Here is a 506-nt window from a genome sequence, read left to right on the forward strand (position 1 = left end):
TTTTCTTGCAGATGATTTCCTGAAAAACATGGAAAAGTTTGATAAAGAAGAACCTGTATATCTTTATTGCCGCAGTGGAAACCGTAGTGCAAAGGCTGCAGCCCAACTTTCTGAAATGGGATTTAAACAGATCATAGACTTAAAAGGAGGCTACAAGGCCTGGAAAGATTTTGCGGAAAAGTAATCAGGTAAAAAAAGTAAAGGAAGATCTCATCACCCGTGACTGGTTGGCGATGGACCGCACCCGCATGGCTAACGAAAGGACTTTCCTTGCTTACCTTCGCACCTTTATTGTTGTGCTGAGTTCGGGAGTGGCAATATTGAGGGTTGAAGCCCTGCAGGACATGATCGATCTGGGGATCTTCCTGCTAGCCATTGCTCCCATAATTTTTATCATAGGCCTCGCAAGATTCCTTTACGTGCGAAGGCATATCAGGAAATATTACACCACCAAAATTAAAGTGGAAGAGGAGTAAAGTTTACCTCCCAAAAAGTTTGATCATCCT

General features: G+C 42.9%; 2 protein-coding genes. Both read left to right on the top strand.

Annotation, left to right across the window (positions count from 1 at the left end; genetic code table 11):
• A partial coding sequence (locus HC175_RS17540) for a rhodanese-like domain-containing protein (RefSeq protein WP_168139580.1) occupies positions 1–184 on the top strand: 184 nt, incomplete at its 5' end.
• Positions 171–476 (top strand): DUF202 domain-containing protein, encoded by a 306-nt coding sequence (locus HC175_RS17545; protein ID WP_235942664.1) that lies wholly within the window; start codon positions 171–173, stop codon positions 474–476. The genes HC175_RS17540 and HC175_RS17545, both read left to right, overlap by 14 nt.
• Positions 477–506: the final 30 nt, after the last annotated feature.

The sequence above is a fragment of the Salinimicrobium oceani genome, assembly GCF_012037645.1.